The 15,737-nt window shown below is 60.4% G+C and carries 15 protein-coding genes; 8 read left to right on the top strand and 7 right to left on the bottom strand.

Features of this window, described 5'->3' with window-relative positions; all coding sequences use genetic code 11:
• Positions 1 to 26: 26 nt before the first annotated feature.
• The 5 genes from SJY21_RS04590 to ade are packed head-to-tail and all read left to right on the top strand — an operon-like array spanning position 27 to position 5,926.
• Complete coding sequence (locus SJY21_RS04590; RefSeq protein WP_377506845.1) at positions 27 to 1,163, top strand: ABC transporter ATP-binding protein; 1,137 nt, start codon at positions 27 to 29, stop codon at positions 1,161 to 1,163.
• A gap of 9 nt (positions 1,164 to 1,172) precedes the next feature.
• Positions 1,173 to 2,069, top strand: coding sequence for an ABC transporter permease subunit (locus SJY21_RS04585; RefSeq protein WP_377506842.1), 897 nt, complete (start codon positions 1,173 to 1,175; stop codon positions 2,067 to 2,069).
• On the top strand, positions 2,066 to 2,884 hold the full coding sequence (locus tag SJY21_RS04580; RefSeq protein WP_377506839.1) for an ABC transporter permease: 819 nt from the start codon (positions 2,066 to 2,068) through the stop codon (positions 2,882 to 2,884). The genes SJY21_RS04585 and SJY21_RS04580 overlap by 4 nt, the downstream gene beginning before the upstream one ends.
• Complete coding sequence (locus SJY21_RS04575) at positions 2,877 to 4,223, top strand: glutamine synthetase family protein (RefSeq protein ID WP_377506836.1); 1,347 nt, start codon at positions 2,877 to 2,879, stop codon at positions 4,221 to 4,223. The genes SJY21_RS04580 and SJY21_RS04575 overlap by 8 nt, the downstream gene beginning before the upstream one ends.
• Positions 4,224 to 4,231: 8 nt before the next feature.
• On the top strand, positions 4,232 to 5,926 hold the full coding sequence (ade, locus tag SJY21_RS04570) for an adenine deaminase (RefSeq protein WP_377506833.1): 1,695 nt from the start codon (positions 4,232 to 4,234) through the stop codon (positions 5,924 to 5,926).
• A gap of 46 nt (positions 5,927 to 5,972) precedes the next feature.
• Here the strand turns inward: ade and SJY21_RS04565 are convergent, their stop codons facing one another.
• The 6 genes from SJY21_RS04565 to SJY21_RS04540 form a co-directional block, all read right to left on the bottom strand.
• Positions 5,973 to 7,694: a SulP family inorganic anion transporter gene (locus tag SJY21_RS04565; protein ID WP_377506831.1), complete on the bottom strand. Its 1,722-nt coding sequence runs from the start codon at positions 7,692 to 7,694 to the stop codon at positions 5,973 to 5,975.
• Between the two features lie 62 nt (positions 7,695 to 7,756).
• Positions 7,757 to 9,430: a TIGR01244 family sulfur transferase gene (locus SJY21_RS04560; RefSeq protein ID WP_377506828.1), complete on the bottom strand. Its 1,674-nt coding sequence runs from the start codon at positions 9,428 to 9,430 to the stop codon at positions 7,757 to 7,759.
• A gap of 11 nt (positions 9,431 to 9,441) precedes the next feature.
• Positions 9,442 to 10,326, bottom strand: coding sequence for an MBL fold metallo-hydrolase (locus tag SJY21_RS04555; protein WP_377506825.1), 885 nt, complete (start codon positions 10,324 to 10,326; stop codon positions 9,442 to 9,444).
• Positions 10,327 to 10,338: 12 nt separating this feature from the next.
• On the bottom strand, positions 10,339 to 10,779 hold the full coding sequence (locus tag SJY21_RS04550; protein ID WP_377506822.1) for a DUF6691 family protein: 441 nt from the start codon (positions 10,777 to 10,779) through the stop codon (positions 10,339 to 10,341).
• 4 nt (positions 10,780 to 10,783) lie between these two features.
• Complete coding sequence (locus tag SJY21_RS04545) at positions 10,784 to 11,293, bottom strand: YeeE/YedE family protein (protein ID WP_377506819.1); 510 nt, start codon at positions 11,291 to 11,293, stop codon at positions 10,784 to 10,786.
• Positions 11,294 to 11,352: 59 nt separating this feature from the next.
• Positions 11,353 to 12,012 (bottom strand): Crp/Fnr family transcriptional regulator, encoded by a 660-nt coding sequence (locus SJY21_RS04540; protein WP_377506816.1) that lies wholly within the window; start codon positions 12,010 to 12,012, stop codon positions 11,353 to 11,355.
• 178 nt (positions 12,013 to 12,190) lie between these two features.
• Here SJY21_RS04540 and SJY21_RS04535 point away from each other — a divergent pair, with 178 nt between their 5' ends.
• From SJY21_RS04535 to SJY21_RS04525, 3 genes are read left to right on the top strand one after another with little or no spacing between them, the layout of a single operon-like run.
• Positions 12,191 to 13,225 (top strand): TRAP transporter substrate-binding protein, encoded by a 1,035-nt coding sequence (locus SJY21_RS04535; RefSeq protein WP_377506813.1) that lies wholly within the window; start codon positions 12,191 to 12,193, stop codon positions 13,223 to 13,225.
• Positions 13,226 to 13,246: 21 nt separating this feature from the next.
• Entirely contained in the window at positions 13,247 to 13,795 is a 549-nt protein-coding gene (locus tag SJY21_RS04530; protein ID WP_377506810.1) for a TRAP transporter small permease subunit, read from the top strand.
• On the top strand, positions 13,792 to 15,105 hold the full coding sequence (locus tag SJY21_RS04525) for a TRAP transporter large permease (RefSeq protein ID WP_377513147.1): 1,314 nt from the start codon (positions 13,792 to 13,794) through the stop codon (positions 15,103 to 15,105). The genes SJY21_RS04530 and SJY21_RS04525 overlap by 4 nt, the downstream gene beginning before the upstream one ends.
• On the opposite strand, the gene SJY21_RS04520 is transcribed toward SJY21_RS04525, so the two are convergent.
• Complete coding sequence (locus SJY21_RS04520; protein WP_377506807.1) at positions 15,102 to 15,734, bottom strand: nucleoside/nucleotide kinase family protein; 633 nt, start codon at positions 15,732 to 15,734, stop codon at positions 15,102 to 15,104. The two genes, SJY21_RS04525 and SJY21_RS04520, sit on opposite strands and share 4 nt — an antisense overlap.
• Between the last annotated feature and the right edge of the window lie 3 nt (positions 15,735 to 15,737).

The raw sequence follows: 15,737 nt of genomic DNA, 5'->3' as shown, positions 1-15,737 counted from the left end.
GGGCACCTTTAGAATAGGCTGCCAACATGCCCGTAAATGAAAAAGACGTCTTTGCCCCTTGGGAAGATGCAAGCGCCAAGCCGTTGATCAAGTTTGAAAATGTGACAAAGCGCTTTGGTGATTTTGTTGCGATTGATGACCTGACGCTGGATATTTACCCGCAAGAGTTCTTTGCGCTTCTTGGCCCTTCGGGCTGCGGCAAGACGACGATGATGCGGATGCTGGCGGGTTTTGAAAACGCCACGACCGGCAAGATCAGCATTGATGGTGTGGACGTGGGCAAACTGCCCCCCAACAAACGCGCTGTGAACATGATGTTCCAGTCCTACGCGCTGTTTCCGCATCTGTCGGTCTATGACAACATCGCTTTTGGTTTGAAACGCGACAAGATGCCAAAGGATCAGATCGCCACGCGGGTTGACGAAATGCTGCGTCTGACCCGGCTGGAAAAACTGGCACGGCGCAAACCGCATCAGGTGTCGGGCGGGCAACGCCAGCGGATCGCGCTGGCGCGGTCACTGGCCAAGGCACCGAAACTGCTGTTGCTGGACGAACCGCTGGGCGCGCTGGACAAAAAGCTGCGTCAGGACACGCAGTTTGAACTGATGGATATTCAGGAAAAGACCGGCACCACATTCGTGATCGTGACCCACGACCAGGAAGAGGCGATGACTGTCGCCTCGCGCATCGCGGTCATGGACGAAGGGCGGATTGTGCAGATCGAAACGCCCGACCGCATCTATGAAAACCCCAATTCCGTTTACGTGGCCGATTTCATCGGTGACGTGAACATCATCGAAGGCAACGTCAGCCCGCAAGAAGGCGATGTGCACCACATCCACTGGGCCGAAGGGCAGGCGCCCATCATCGGCCATGCCGAACAGCGCATCACCGAGGGCACACGCGGCTATTACGCGATCCGTCCCGAAAAGGTGGCGATTTCCGCGGAACGTCCGGCCGACCGGGCCAATGCGATGCAGGGCAAGGTTCTGGACATTGCCTATCTTGGCAACGTGTCCACCTATCACGTCGAATTGCCGACCGGAAATGTCGTCAAGGCACAGGCGACCAACTCGCGCCGCATTTCGCGCCGTGACATCACCTGGGAAGATACCGTTTGGCTGTCGTGGACCGACACCGCCGGTATCATCCTCACGCAGTAGGGGCGGGACATGAATTTCCGCCGCATTTTCCTGATTGCCGTGCCCTATCTGTGGCTGGCCGCGCTGTTTCTGGTGCCCTTCGGGATCGTGCTGAAAATCTCGCTTTCGGATGGTGCGCTGGCCATTCCGCCCTACACGCCGACGCTTGATTTTTCCCAAGGCTGGGCGGGGATACGTGACTTTTTCAGCCAACTTGATTTCGAGAATTTCGCGTTTCTGGCCAGTGACGCGCTTTATTGGAAGGCCTATCTTTCAAGCCTGCAAATCGCCTTTATCTCGACGACGGCGACCCTGCTGGTGGGCTATCCCATTGCCTATGGCATGGCGCGCGCAGCGCCTGAATGGCGCCCGACCTTGATGATGCTGATCATCCTGCCGTTCTGGACCAGTTTCCTGATCCGCGTTTACGCGTGGATCGGCATTCTCAGCAACGAAGGGTTCCTGAACCAGATCTTGCTGGGCATTGGGGTGATTGATCAGCCGTTGGCGATCCTGAACACCAACATGGCCGTCTATATCGGCATTGTTTACACTTATCTGCCCTTCATGGTGCTGCCCATCTACGCGGCATTGGAAAAGATGGACGAAAGCCTGCTGGAAGCCGCCGAAGATTTGGGCTGTTCGCGCCTGTCGGCCTTTTGGCTGGTGACAATCCCGCTGTCCAAGGCGGGCATTATTGCCGGTTGTTTCCTTGTGTTCATTCCGGCGCTGGGCGAATTTGTCATTCCGTCGATCCTTGGCGGGTCGGAAACCCTGATGATCGGCAAGGTGTTGTGGGAAGAATTCTTTAACAACCGTGACTGGCCCGTGGCTTCGGCGGTGGCGGTGATCCTGCTGTTGATCCTGATCGTGCCCATCGTGCTGTTCCAGCGCAACGAGCAGAAACAGCGGGAGGCCGAGGGATGAGACGTTTCTCATGGTTCAATGCCACGGCGCTGACGCTGGGTTTCGCATTCCTGTATCTGCCGATGATCATCCTGATCATCTACAGCTTCAATGAATTGCGTCTTGTGACCGTCTGGGCCGGCTTTTCGACCAAATGGTATGGCGAACTGTTCCAGAACGAGGCCTTCCTGAGCGCGGCCTGGGTCACGATCAAGGTGGCGTTCTGGTCGTCCACATTCGCGACGATCCTTGGCACCATGGCGGCCTATGTGCTGGTGCGCGGCGGGCGGTTTCTGGGGCGCACGCTGTTTTCGGGGATGATCTATGCCCCGCTTGTGATGCCCGAAGTGATCACCGGCCTGTCGCTGCTGCTGCTGTTCATCGCCATCGGGCTGGACCGCGGTGTCATGACGATCGTGCTGGCCCATGCGACATTTTCGATGTGCTATGTGTCGGTTGTCGTGTCGTCCCGTCTTGCCAGTTTCGACCGCTCGGTCGAAGAAGCCGCCCTTGATCTGGGGTGCAGCCCGTTTGATGCTTTCCGCCTCGTTACACTGCCTATCATTGCGCCTGCGGTGATTTCGGGTTGGCTCTTGGCCTTTACCCTGTCACTGGATGATCTGGTGATTGCGTCCTTCACCTCGGGGCCGTCCTCGACCACCTTGCCGATCCGGATTTTCAGCGCTGTGCGCTTGGGTGTCACGCCCGAAATCAACGCCTTGTCCACGATCATGATCGGCATCGTCACGGTCGGCGTCATCACGGCCTCACTTGTCTCCAAGCGCGCGATGACCCGTCGGGCAGCGGACGAACGGAAAGCGGAACAAAATGACTGATTTCGAGGCCGAGTATAAGGCCTATTGCAAGGAGTTCGGCGAACCGGACCGGATCGAGCTGATGCTGTGTGACATCAACGCCGTGCTGCGCGGCAAGTGGTTGCCCGGCGATCAGGTCAACAAATTCGAACAAGGCACCGTGCGGCTGCCGCTGTCCACCTATGCGCCCAACATCCTTGGCACCGAGGTCGAGGCCACGGGCCTTGGCATCCTGATCGGCGATCCTGACGGGGTGATCGTCCCGATTGCGGGCAGTCTAAAGAATATGCCCTGGGCCGAGGGCAACGTGGCCCAGGTCCTGGTGGAAATGGTTGACGAGGAGGGCAAGCTAAGCACCCTGTCGACCCGCTATCACCTGCAGGACGTGGCAGAACGGTTCGCCGCCAAGGGGCTGACCCCCGTTGTTGCAACCGAGCTTGAATTCTACATCGTGCAAAAACGTGACGAAAGCACCGATCCGCCAACCCCGCCCGAAGGGCTGCCCGATGCGCAGAACTATGACCTTGAGGTGCTCAACCACTCCGAAGCGATCCTGACGGAAATCCTCGATTCCGCGCGCGCGCAAGGACTGGCGACAGATACCCTCATCGCCGAATATGGCCCCGGCCAGTTCGAGGTGAATTTCCACCACACCGACAACGTGCTGGAAGCCGCCGACACAGCGCTGCTGTTCAAACGCATGGTGCTGGCGATCGTCGACAAACACGGGTTCGAGGCCACGTTCATGGCCAAACCCTACGCCGATGAACCGGGCAGCGGGATGCATGTGCATGCCTCGGTTCTAGACATGAACGGCAAGAACATCTTTGCCTCATTGGTCGAAGACGAGGTGTCAGATACCCTCAAAAAGGCCGTGGCCGGAACGCTGGCGACCATGCGCGACGCGCAGGCGATCTTTGCGCCGCATATGAATTCATACCGCCGGTTCCAGCCTAATAGCTTTGCCCCATCGGCGCCCGATTGGGGCGTGGACCATCGTGGCGCGGGTATTCGCCTGCCCGAAGTCAACGGCATGGGCGCGCGTCTGGAACACCGCATCAGCGGCGCGGATGTGAACCCCTATCTGGTGCTGGCGGCCGTGCTGGGTGGCATGCTTTACGGGTTGGAAAACGACTGCCCGCTGCCACTGCCGCTGGATGATGATAATTCAAGCGAATCCGAAGTGCTGACCCACGACTGGACCACAGCCGTGGAATACTTTGCCGGATCCGATTTCATCGCCGATATCTTTGGCGAGGATTACCGCCATATCTATGCCGCCGTTCGCCGTGACGAGATTGGCGCGCTGGCCTCGATCATTACCTCGGTGGAATATCGCTATTACCTTAGCCGCCTTTAGGGTTTGACATGTCCAACCTGACCGACCGCATCGCACAGGGGCGCGGGGATCAACCCGCCGATATCGTGCTGCGCGGCGGGCGGGTGTTTGATGTGGTGACGGGCGCGTTTCTGGACGGGGACGTTGCAATTTGCGGCGATACGATTGTCGGAACATGTGCCGGTTATGAAGGGAAACAGGTTGTCGATGTGACGGGCCTGACCCTGGTGCCCGGCTTTATCGACACGCATCTGCATATCGAAAGCAGCCTTGTCACCCCGTTTGAATTTGACCGTCTGGTCACGCCTTTGGGTGTCACCACGGCGATCTGCGACCCGCACGAGATTGCCAATGTGCTGGGTGTGGCGGGGATTGATTATTTTCTGCAAGCGGCACTGAAAACCGTGCTGGATATTCGCGTCAACCTGTCGTCCTGCGTGCCTTCGACCGATATGGAAACCGCGGGCGCACGGATCGAGGCCGATGATCTTATCCCGCTTATGGACCACCCGGCGGTGATCGGGCTGGCCGAGGTGATGAACTACCCCGGCGTGATCCACCGTGATGCGGGATTGATGGCCAAACTGGATGCATTCGCAGGCCGCCATATTGATGGCCATGCGCCGATGCTGTCGGGGCGCGATCTGAACGCCTATATCGCCGCCGGCATCCGCACCGAACACGAGGCGACCTCGGCGGATGAAGCCCGCGAAAAGCTGCAAAAGGGGATGCGCGTTCTGATCCGCGAAGGGTCTGTCAGCAAGGATATGGACGCGCTGCTGCCCCTGCTGGATGAACGGACATCGCCCTACATGTGCCTGTGCACCGATGACCGGAACCCGCTTGATATCGGCGAACATGGCCACCTTGATTTCGTGATCCGCACGGCGATTGCACGCGGCGTGCCGCCCTTGGCGATCTATCGCGCCGCCAGCCTGTCAGCGGCCGAGGCGTTCGGGCTCAAGGATCGTGGCCAGATCGCACCGGGCAAACGGGCGGATATCGTGGCGCTGGGAAGTTTGCAAAACTGTGACGCGCAGATCGTGTTCTGCGGTGGTGTGCAGGTGGGGCAGGCAGCGTTTGACGCACGCAAAATCACACCACCCATCGGGCGCGCGTCGGTCAAGGCGCCCGCCGTCACCGCGCGCGATTTTCGCAATACCTCGAACAAAAGCGACACCGATGTGATCGGCATCCTGCCCGGCAAGATCATTACCGAACACCTGCATTACGACATCGCCATTACCGACGGCGACAAGGCGGCAGATCTGACCCGTGATCTGGTGAAAATCGCCGTGGTGGAACGCCACGGGATCAACGGCAATATCGCCACGGGGTTCGTGCAGGGGTTCGGGTTGCAGCGCGGCGCGATTGCCTCGACCGTCTGTCACGACCATCACAACATCGCCTGTGTCGGCGTGAATGATGCGGATATGGCGCTCGCGGCCACGCGGCTGGGCGAACTTGAGGGCGGGTTCGTTGTGGTCGCGGATGGCAAGGTGCTGGCGGAACTCGCACTGCCGGTTGCGGGGTTGATGAGCCTTGAACCCTTTGAAGTCGTGCGCGCCGCTTTGGAGGACTTGCGCACAGCTGCGCGCAGCCTTGGCGTCACGCTGGAAGAGCCGTTCTTGCAACTGGCCTTTCTGGCGCTACCCGTCATCCCGATGCTGAAAATCACCGATCGCGGGCTGGTGGATGTCGCCAAGTTCGAGATTATCGCCTGACGGGCGTGGGTTGAAACCCACCTTACCCGTCAGCCTGTAAGGTGGGTCAAGACCCACCCGCGCCCAACTGGTGATGGGCGTCATATTGCGACAGGAACACGTCGCCCGTCAGCTCATCCAGGAAATGCGAGCGCTGCAACCGGTCCATCACCGGCCCCTTCACTTCGGACAGATGCAGGCGCATGCCAAGATCGCGCAGCCGCGCATTGATTGCCTCGAGGCTTTCCAGCGCGGACATGTCAATCTCGTTGATTGCCGAACACATGATCACCACATCGGTCAGGTTCTTGTCCGTTATCACGCGATCATAAACATAATCCTCAAGATAGCGGGCATTGGCAAAATACAGGCTTTCGTCGATCCGCAGGGTCAAAAGGGTGGGAAATGTCATGACCTTGTGACGCTTGATGTTGCGGAAATGCTGGGTGCCCGCCACAAGCCCCACCTCGGCGATATGCGGCTTGGACGATGTATAAAGATGCAGAAAGATCGAGATGATCACACCCGCCGATACACCCACTTCTACCCCGAACCCAAGGGTCAGCAGGATCGTCGTCAACACCGCCAGAAAGTCAGCGCGCGAATACCCCCATGTGCGTTTCAGGATGCCGAAATCCACCAGTGACAGCACCGCGACGATGATCGTAGCGGCAAGCGTGGCCTTTGGCAGGAAAAAGATCAGCGGGGTCAGGGCAAGGGCCGCAATGGCCAGCCCGATGGCAGTGTAGGCACCGGCGGCAGGGGTTTCCGCACCCGCATCAAAGTTCACGACCGAGCGTGAAAACCCGCCCGTCACCGGATACCCGCCCGTAAAGGCCGCCCCGATATTGGCCGCCCCCAGACCGATCAGTTCCTGATCGGGATCAATGCGTTGGCGTTTCTTGGCCGCAAGGGTTTGCGCCACGGAAATGGATTCCACAAAGCCAATGATCGAAATCAGCAATGCAGGGACGAACAAGGCCTGCACCAGATCAAGCGAGAGGTTTGGCATGGTCAGGGGCGGCAAGCTTTGGGGCACCGCGCCGACGATTTTAACGCCCTGTGCGTCTAGCCCAAACAGCCAGACAACAGCAGTGGTGACGACCACGGCGGCGACAGGACCCGCCTTGGTGCCGATATCGGCCATGCGTTTGGAAAGGCCAAGCGCCAGCAACATCGGTTTCAGCCCCTTGCGGACCCAGAACAGGAACGCGGTGGCGCTTGCGCCGATGACCAGCGTGATCAGGTTGGTGTCGGGCAGGTGTTGCCACAGGCTTTCGATCAGGTGGATCAGCGTATGCCCGCCCGCGTCGACCCCAAGGATATGTTTCAACTGGCTGGCGGCGATCAGCACGCCCGAAGCGGTGATAAAACCGGCAATCACAGGGTGGGACAGGAAGTTGGCAAGGAACCCCAGCCGGAAAACGCCCATCAGCAGCAGGATACCACCCGACAGCGCCGCAAGGGTGATCGCGGCGGCGATATAGCCCGCCGTGCCCGCTTCGGCGACGTTGCCAATTGCAGCGGCTGTCATCAATGACACGACCGCCACAGGTCCAACGGCCAGCGCGCGGCTGGTGCCGAAAATCGCATACAGCATGATCGGCGCGATTGATGCGTAAAGCCCCATTTCCGCTGGCAATCCCGCCAGCAACGCATAGGCCAGCGACTGCGGGATCAGCATGATCGTCACGATCAGCGCGGCGATCAGGTCATTGGACAGGGCCTCGCGATCATAGGTGCGACCCCAGTCAAGGATAGGCAAATAGCGGGCAAGGGGGCGGGACATAGGCGGCTTTCATCGGGGCAGGGCCACGCGGCCCCGCCAGCAGGAGTGATCTGGATTGCGAGTTAACTGGCCGAGATTTTTTCCGGCTTGGCCAACCATTCACGGCCCCGCAGCATGGCTTTCCAATAGACCGGCGGGAGGATCTTTTCCTTGAGCAACCAGGCTGCGCGGGTCGGTTTTGTGCCGTCGATCACCCATGTCGGGAAACTGGGCAGCAAGGTGCCGCCATAACCGAATTCCGCCAGCACGATCTTGCCCCGTTCCACCGTCAGCGGACATGACCCATAACCGTTATACTGCGCCGCTGCGGATTTGCCGTTGATATCGGCAACCACATTGTTGGCGACCACAGGCGCTTGCATCCGCGCGGCGGCAGCCGTTTTGGCGTTGGGCGCGTTCATCACATCGCCCAGTGACCAGATGTTGTCGTATTCGGTGTGGCGCAGGGTGGCCTGATCCACGTCGACCCAACCGGCAGCATCCGCCAGCGGCGAAACACGGATGAAATCGGGCGCGGTCTGTGGCGGCGTGACGTGCATCATGTCGAATTCCACCGCGATGCGTTCCACGGGTGTGTCGGGCTTGGCCACGTCGAACCATGCGGTTTTGGCAGGGCCATCGACGGCGACAAGGTTGTGGAAAAAGTTCAGGTCGGCGCCGTATTTCTGCACGTATTGTTCCAGTGCAGGCACGTAGTCCTTGACGCCGAACAGCACACCACCCGCATTCATGAACTGGATGTCGATGTTATCAAGCACACCCTGACGGAACCAGTGATCACCGGACAGATACATCGCCTTTTGTGGCGCACCTGCGCATTTGATCGGCATGGGCGGCTGGGTAAACAACGCGCGGCCCTGTTTCATGCCGCTGACCAGATCCCATGTGTAAGGGGCCAGATCATAACGATAATTCGAGGTCACGCCGTTCTTGCCCAGTGTATCCACCAGCCCGTCAACCTTGTGCCAGTCCAGTTTCAGGCCGGGACAGACGATCAGGCGTTTGTATTTCACCACACGACACCCATCAAGGATCACCGCGTTGTCCTTGGGCTCAAAGGCGGCCACGGCGGATTTGATCCAGTGCACGCCGCGCGGGATCAGGCTGGCCATGGTTTTCGCAGTGGATTGCGCATCAAAGATGCCGCCGCCAACCATCGTCCAGCCGGGTTGGTAATAGTGGACATCGGCAGGGTCGATCACTGCGATGTTCAGTCCAAGGGTGCGGGATTCAATGCTGGATGCCACGGCGATCCCAGCCGCACCGGCCCCGACAATCACGACGTCATAGGACGCATCGGCGCGGTCGGTGGGCGTCTTGCCGCCATTGACGATCCGGCGGACAACGCCCGCCATATCGTATCCGGCGGATTTGGTTGCCGCCAGAATATCCGCCACGCTCAGGGTCGTGGCCTGCGACAGCGACCACAGCGTGGCCGAGCGGGTGCCCGTGCGGCAATAGGCCAGCACCGGCTTTGGAAGCTGATCCATCGCCGCGCCAAAGGCATCGGCGTCCGTGTCCAGCACCTTGCCGGCCACGACAGGAACATAGCGCGCCTCAAGACCAACCGCCTTGGCCGCGGCTTCGATTTCCTCGAATGTCGGCTGGTCGGCGCCTTCACCATCGGGGCGGTTGCACACGACCGCACGATAGCCCTGATCAGCGATCTTTTGCAGATCACGGGCCAGAATTTGCGGGCTGACCGACAAGGTCGCATTGATGGCGCGCAGGTCCATTGGGGCTCTCCTTACAGGGCGTTCACAGGCACTTTGAGCATCGGGTTACCGTCCTTGTCCGTTGGCACCTCGCCCGCGCGCATGTTCACTTGCAGGGACGGGATGATCAGCTTGGGCATGTCCAGAACCGCGTCCCGTTCGGTGCGGAATTTCACGAACTCGGCACGCGATTTGCCGCCGCCCACATGGATGTTGTGGGCCTTTTCATCACCCACGGTGGTTTCCCACTGAATGTCACGGCCATTGGGGCCATAATCGTGGCACATGAACAGGCGCATGTCGTCGGGCAGGGCCAGCACCTTTTGAATGCTGTCAAACAGCGTGCCAGCGTCACCACCGGGAAAATCGGCGCGGGCCGATCCGCCGTCGGGCATGAACAGAGTGTCGCCCGTAAAGGCGGCGTTGCCCATCACATGCACCATGCAGGCAGGTGTGTGGCCGGGGGTGTAGATCGCGGTGACGTCCATGTTGCCGACCTGATAGCTGTCGCCATCCTTGAACAGGGCGTCGAACTGGCTGCCGTCGCGCTGGAATTCGGTGCCTTCGTTGAACACTTTGCCAAAGGTGTCCTGCACGACCATGATCTGGTCGCCGATGCCGATCTTGCCGCCCAGCTGCTGCTGGATGTAGGGCGCGGCCGACAGGTGGTCGGCATGAACATGGGTTTCGATGATCCATTGCAGATCAAGCCCCTTGTCGCGGATATAGGCGATCATCATATCGGCGTGGTCATAGGTGATCCGCCCTGCGGCGTAATCAATGTCCATGACACTATCGACCACGGCACAGGCGTTGCTGGTCGGGTCTTTGACCACATAGGAAATGGTGTTAGTCGCTTCGTCAAAAAAGGCTTCGACCTCGGGTTTGACGTCCATATGAATGGGATAGTTGCTCATGGTGTCCTCCGGTTAGTGTGCTTTGGTGACGGCGCGGTTGACCATCATCGCGCCAAGGCCCTTGGCCGCAAAGATGCCCGCGATCAGCGCAGCGGTGAAAATGAAAACGTCTGTATTGCCGGTGCCAAGGGCAGGCAGGGCGCCACCGGGGCAAAAGCCCGCGATGCCCCAGCCGATCCCGAATACCAGGCTCCCGCCAACCAGTTTGGCGTCAATCTTGCTGTTGGATGGCAGGTGGAATTTCTGGTCCATCACGGGGGCAGGGCGTTTCAGCACCAGCCGGTAGCCGATGAAGGCGACAATCACCGCACCGCCCATGACAAACGCTAGGCTGGGATCCCATGTGCCTGCAAAATCAAAGAAGTTCAGGACTTTGGCGGGGTTGGCCATGCCCGAAATCGAAATGCCAACGCCAAAGACAAGGCCGATCAGATAGGTTGAAAGAAGACGCATCTGGTTATCCTCCGATCACGTGGCGAATGACATAGACGGTGATCGCCGTGCCAATCATGAAACTGGCCGTGGCGGCAACGGATCTGCGCGACAGGCGCGCCATGCCGCAAACACCGTGGCCCGACGTGCAGCCCGCCCCCCAGGTGACGCCCATGCCGACGATAAAGCCACCGATGATCATCATCGTCGTGGTGATCGGCACTTCGACTGCAGGCATTTCGCCGGTGAACAGCAGATAGACCAGCGGGCCAGTGACCATGCCGGCCAGAATGGCGGCACGCCATGCCCAGTCCTGGCCGTCGTTGGGTTGCAGAAAGCCGGCCAGAATGCCGGTGGCCCCAAAGATGCGCCCAAGGGTCAACATCAGCAGAACCGAGGCAAGGCCGATAAGCCCACCCCCGAACAGCGATTGATAAGGTGTAAAGTCGGTCATGTGTCGGTGTCCTGTTGCAGCTGGGGCACGTGGCACGGGCAGAATCGCCCGTTCCGGTGCGTTATGCGGAAATCTAAGCATATCGTCGGTGACAATGTCACACATTAGATAAGTGAAATGTATTTACGTGGCGGCAGGTTTCAAGTGGCGCTTTGCGCAAGGCCGTTCAGACCCGCCAAATCGGTCACCGTGATCGCGCCGCGCGTCTGGCTGACCCAACCGCGGCGGTGAAATTCCTGCAACTGGCGTGAAATCACTTCGCGCGCGGTGCCCAGTTCGGCCGCCATCTGTTGATGGGTGGCATTGATCACCTGATCCGAGCCTGCCAGTTCCAGCAACCGCTGGGCAAGGCGGATGTCGACACGGTGAAAGGCGATTTCCTCGATCACGACGAACAGGTCGGTGATCCGACGGCTATAGGCCGAAAACACAAACTGGCGAAAGGTCTTGGACTGCGAAATCAGATCGTCAAACACTGTGCGCGGGATCGCGACCGCCTGCACATCGGTTTCGGCAATCCCTTCGGCGCTGTAGTCTTCATAGGCCAGCAGGCAGGCCGTGGTCAGCACACAGCTTTCGCCTGCATGGACACGATAAAGCACGATCTCGCGCCCCTGTTCCGAGGTTTGTTGCACCCGCACCGTGCCATCCAGCAGCAGCAACAGGTTTTCGGGCGCCTTGCCGGGGCCAAAGATCACCGTGTCGCGTGGCACTGACACGATCACGGCCCGCGCTGTCAGAATATCGCGGATTGGTGTTTCAAGGGACGCAAGTCCGGTAAAGCGCGAAATCCAATCCATTGCGGTGTCCTTTCGGGAGTGATCCCATGCATTTAATGGCCGTGCGGGCAGGGTGCAATCCTGCCCGGCCGCCGCTGGGCGTGTCGTGCTTGCCGTGTGGGGCGGCGTTTGCGCGCTTGCACATAAGCGCGTGACACCGCACATATGCGCCAAATTGGTCACCTGCCGGAGAATCCACATGACCCTGTCCCGCCGCGCCCTGTTGGGCAGCACCCTTGCCGCAACCCTTTTCGCTGGCGCTGCCATGGCGCAAGAGGTCACGTTGCGCCTGCACCAGTTCCTGCCCGCCACATCGGTGGTGCCCGCCGAAATTCTGGATGTCTGGGCCGACAAGGTCGAGGCCGACAGCGACGGACGCATCGAAATCCAGCGCTTTCCGTCCATGCAGTTGGGCGGCACCCCGCCACAGCTTTATGACCAGGCCGTCGATGGCGTGGCCGATATCATCTGGACGGTAGCGGGTTATACGCCGGGCCGGTTTCCCCATGCCGAGGTCATGGAACTGCCCTTCATGATGACCAACGCCGAGGCATCTTCGCGTGCGTTCTGGGAATTGGCCGAAGAGCACATGCTGGATGCAGATTTCGCTGACGTAAAGGTGCTGGCCCTGTGGGTGCACGGCCCCGGCGTGTTGCACACCAACCGCCCGATCACCGACATTGCCGATCTGGACGGGCTGAAACTGCGCGCACCGTCCCGCACCACGACGATGCTGTTTCAGGCGCTGGGTGCCACGGCGGTGGGCATGCCCGTGCCAGCGGTGCCCGAAGCCCTGTCCAAGGGCGTGATCGACGGCGCAGCCCTGCCATGGGAAGTGACCGAAGCGTTGCGCGTGCATGAACTTGTCGACAACCACACCGAATTCGGCGATGCGTCGATCTACACGCTCGCCTTTGTTTTCGCAATGAATCTGGATGCTTACAACGCGCTGCCTGATGATCTGAAAGCGGTGATCGACGCTAATTCGGGTCTTGAGTTTTCCGCCTTTGCCGGCCGCACCCACCAGGCGTTTGACGCGCCCGTGCGTGACGTCGCCGTGGCCGAAGGCAACACGATCATCACACTGTCCCCTGATCAGGTGGACGACTGGCGCGCGGCGGCAGCGCCGACCGTGGACACATGGATCGGTGAAATGAATGACCGCGGCATCGACGGCGCGGCACTGGTCGATCAGGCCCGCGCATTGATCGCCAAACACACGGACGCGCAATAGGGCGGCGCCATCGGGGCAGGGATGCTGCATCGGATCATGATGACACTGGCCACGGCCATGGCCCTGCTTGGCGGGGCCGTGCTGCTGTGCCTGATCGGGATCGTCGGGATTTCGGTGCTTGGGTTGCAGATCAACGGGTTCGCCCATCTGGACTGGCTGGAAACAGCCGCCCCGCGCGTGGCCGCATGGCTGCTGGGCACGGGCGTTGGCCCGCTGACGGGCGATTACGAACTGGTCGCGGCGGGCGCGGCCTTTGCCATCTTTGCCTTTCTGCCGATCTGTCAGATCACCGGCGGGCATGCCACGGTCGATATTCTGGCCGACACGTTTCCACCGCAAATCCAGCGCGTGCTGATTGCGTTCTGGGAAGTGATCCTTGCCGCGACGCTCATCCTGATCGCTGCGCGCCTGAGCGTCGGCACCTTTGATAAACTGGGCAATGGCGAAACCAGTTACCTGATCCAGTTTCCCGTCTGGTGGTCTTACGCCGCCAGCAGCATTGCCGCCTGGATCGCGGCACTGGTCGGCATTTACTGTGCGGCGTGGCGCATTATGCAGGTGCGGGGATGAACGCGCTTGATCTGGCCGCATGGTCGTTCCCGGCGTTCCTGTTGATGATCGCCCTGCGCGCGCCCATCGGGCTGGCAATGCTGATCTGCGGGCTGGGCGGCACGTATCTGGTCACGGGATCGCCCAACATGGTGCTGGCCCGCCTCAAGGGGGACACCTACACGACATTCGCCAACTATGACCTGACGGTGGTGCCGTTCTTTTTGCTGATGGGGCAGTTTGCGTCCCATTCGGGGATGTCGGCGGCACTGTTTCGCGCGGCGGCGGCGTTTCTGGGGCATCGCAAGGGCGGGGTGGCAATGGCGGCCGTGGGGGCCTGCGGCGGGTTCGGCGCGATCTGCGGATCATCACTGGCCACAGCCGCCACGATGGGGCGCGTGGCCCTGCCGGAATTGCGCCGCTATGGCTACGAGGGGGGCTTTGCAAGCGCGGCGCTGGCGGCGGGCGGCACCCTTGGCATCCTGATCCCGCCTTCGGTGATCCTTGTGATCTATGCCACGCTGACCCAGCAAAACATCGCCGAATTGTTCGTCGCCGCCGTGGTGCCGGGGATTATCGCGGCCCTTGGTTACATGGCGGTGATCGCGATTTACGTGCGCGTGGTGCCGCACAGCGCAGGCGCGCGCGCGGCCCTGCCATGGGGCGACCGGATGCGCGCATTGGGTGATGTCTGGCCCGTCCTGCTGGTGTTCCTGCTGGTGGTCGGCGGCATCTATCGCGGCTGGTTCACGCCCACGGACGGGGCGGCGATTGGTGCGCTGGCCACGGGGGTGATTGCGGCCATCACCGGCCGGTTGGGCTGGGCGGGCCTGCGGGCCTGCCTGCTGGCCATGGCCAAGCAAACGGCGATGATCTTTTTCATCATTCTGGGGGCCGCGTTTTATCGCGGGTTCCTTGCACTGGCGCAGGTTCCGCAGGAATTGACCGAACTGGTGGCGCAATACGCCTTTGCGCCGATGACCGTCCTGCTGATCGTGCTGGTGTTCTATCTGGTGATGGGCTGCCTGATGGACAGCCTGTCGATGATCCTGCTGACGATCCCTATTTTCTGGCCTGTGATCAGTGGCTTGGACTTTGGCCTTTCGCCTGATCACCTTGCGATATGGTTCGGTATTCTGGTGCTGATCACCGTCGAAGTCGGGCTGATCACGCCACCTGTGGGCCTGAACCTGTTCGTCATTCACAAGATCGACGGGGCAACGCCCATGGGGCGCACATTCCGCGCGGTGCTGCCTTTCGTTGCGTCCGATGTGGTGCGGGTGGCGGTGCTGGTGGCCTTTCCGGCGATCACGCTTTTTGCGATCCCCTAGGCGCGGTTCAGGATGATATCAGCCGGACGCGAATGGTCGATCACGGCCTGCGCATTGGGGATATCGTTGCTTTCGGCGCGCCGTTTGGCGGCAGGGCTGCTTAGGCCATGTGACAACCAGCGCTGGATCAGGCGCGCACGCAAATCGGCGATTGGCACATCAAGCATCACCGTCAGATCCCACAGCGGTTGCAACTGGTCCCACGGCGATGTTTCCATCAACAGGTAGTTCCCTTCGGCGAGAATGACCTGACAGTCGTGCGGCACAATTTCGGCACCGGCAATTGCAATGTCACGGGCGCGGTCAAACACCGGGATGGCCACATCCCCGCCGCCGCGCAACCGATTGACCATATGCACGAAACCGTTCCCGTCAAAGGTTTCGGGCGCGCCCTTGCGGGCCAAAATACCGCGCGTTTGCAAGATGGCGTTATCCAGATGGAACCCGTCCATCGGCACCACAGCGGCGCTGCATTTCTGCCCTGTCAGACGGCGCGCGACCTCGGCGGCAAGGGTGGATTTCCCGCTGGCGGGCGCGCCGCAAATGGCAACCATCAAGCGGGTTTTGCCCGCGCGCATGTCGTGGACGCGTTCAGCAATTTCGTTCACTTGTGCGGTGACGTTGATCATGTG

The organism is Octadecabacter sp. R77987, assembly GCF_042466115.1.
Classification (GTDB): Bacteria; Pseudomonadota; Alphaproteobacteria; order Rhodobacterales; family Rhodobacteraceae; genus SW4.
Note: the sequence above shows the minus strand (reverse complement) of the source record. Positions and strands in the feature narration are given on the sequence as shown.